Annotated in this window: 2 protein-coding genes; both read left to right on the forward strand. The window is 70.6% G+C overall.

Annotation, left to right across the window (positions count from 1 at the left end; translation table 11 throughout):
- Positions 1 to 829 (forward strand): LysR family transcriptional regulator (locus ACCC94_RS29545; protein ID WP_413353136.1); only part of this gene is annotated, 829 nt, incomplete at its 5' end.
- Positions 826 to 1,728, forward strand: coding sequence for a LysR family transcriptional regulator (locus tag ACCC94_RS29550; RefSeq protein WP_413353138.1), 903 nt, complete (start codon positions 826 to 828; stop codon positions 1,726 to 1,728). The genes ACCC94_RS29545 and ACCC94_RS29550, both read left to right, overlap by 4 nt.
- Positions 1,729 to 1,824: the final 96 nt, after the last annotated feature.

The raw sequence follows: 1,824 nt of genomic DNA on the forward strand, positions 1-1,824 counted from the left end.
GTCGCCGCCCAGCGTGACCCGCGCCATCGCCGCGCTGGAGCAGCGCCTGGGCACCCTGCTGCTCGCCCGCAGCACCCGCAGCGTTCGGCTGACCGAGGCTGGCCAGCGCTATGTCGAGGACTGCCGGCGCATCCTGCAGGAACTGGAGGAAGCCGAAGAGCTGGCTTCGGGCAGCGTCCTGCGGCCGCGGGGCAACCTGACGGTGACCGCCCCGGTGCTGTTCGGGGAGCTGTACCTGATCCCGCTGATCGCCAGCTACCTGGACGCCCACGCCGAGGTGACGGTCAATGCGCTGCTGGTGGACCGCGTGGTGAACATGCTCGATGAAGGCATCGACGTCGCCGTGCGCATCGGCCTGTTGCCCGAAGGCAGCCTGACCGCGCTGAAGGTCGGCGAAATCCGCCCGGTGGTCTGCGCCTCCCCCGCTTTCCTCGACCGTCACGGACGCCCGCAACATCCCAACGACCTGCTCGGCGCGCCGGTGGTGATGGCCACCACCAGCGTGCTGCTGACCGACTGGCAGTTCATCACGGCGGACGGCCCGCTGACCCTGCGCCCACCGTCACGCTTCGCGGTCAGCTCGAACAACGCAGCGATCCACGCCGCGCGGCTGGGCTGGGGCTTTACCCGCGTGCTCTCGTACCAGGCGGCCGAGGCCGTGGCGCGCGGCGAGCTGGAGATCGTCCTCGACGAATACTCCACCGCGCCGCTGCCGATCCACCTGCTCTACCAGGACGGCGCGAGGCTCCCGGCGAAGGTGCGCAGCTTCGTCGATCATTGCGCGCAACGCCTGCGCGCCGATCCGGCCCTGCGAACCGGGCAGCCGTGAGCCGCTACCGGGAAATGCAGGCGTTCGACGCCGTGGCGCGCTCCGGCAGTCTCGCCGCGGGTGCGCGGCTACTGGAGCTCTCCACCGCGACGGTGATGCGCCTGGTCGCCGCCTTGGAAACCCGCCTGCAGTGCCAGCTGCTGGTGCGCAGTCCGCGCGGCGTCACCCTGAGCGCCAGCGGCGAAGCCTTCGCCACCAGCTGCCGGCAGATTCTCCAGGGCATCGACGAGTCGGAAGGCTCGCTCGACGGCCTGCAGGCGCATCCGGCGGGGCAACTCAACCTCAGCCTGCCGCTGCTGATGGCCGACCGGATCTTCGCGCCCATCGCGCTGGATTACCTGGCCGCCTTTCCCGAGGTGCGCCTGGCCAGCCGGCACCGCGAAGACCTGCCGCGCCTGCTGGAAGACGGCATCGACGTGGCCCTGGTGATAGGCGCCCTGCCCGATTCCTCCGGCTTTGCCGTGCCGGTGGGCACGGTGCGGCCGGTGATCTGCGCAGCGCCCGGCTACCTCGCGCGGCACGGGGTGCCGCAAGCGCCGGAAGACCTCAAGGCGCACCGCATCATCGTCTCCGGCAGCCAGGGCGCGGTCAGCGAATGGCGCTTCCGCCACCAGGATTCGGCGCGTTCGGTGCGTCTTGCTCCGCGCCTGTCGTGCAGCACCACCCACGCGGCAATCCGCGCGGCCAGCCTGGAACTCGGGCTGACCCGCTGCATGAGCCACGAGGCGCATGCCGAGCTGAGCAGCGGGCGTCTGCAAGTGGTACTGCAGGATTACGCGGCGCCGGGGCTGCCGGTGCAACTGATCTACCGCGAAGGCCGTCGCGCGGCGGCGCGGGTGCGCACCTTCCTGGATTTCGTGGTGCCGCGCTTGCGGGCGCATCCGGCGTTGCGCGGGTAGGTCAGAGCGGGCCGCTGCACAACGTAGGATGGTGTGGAGGGCCCCGGGTACCAAAAAAAATGAACACCCGCCACCAAAGGGTTAGCAGCGGGGCCC

Origin of the sequence: Pseudomonas sp. Pseusp97 (assembly GCF_047304025.1) — a bacterium.
Classification (GTDB): Bacteria; Pseudomonadota; Gammaproteobacteria; order Pseudomonadales; family Pseudomonadaceae; genus Pseudomonas.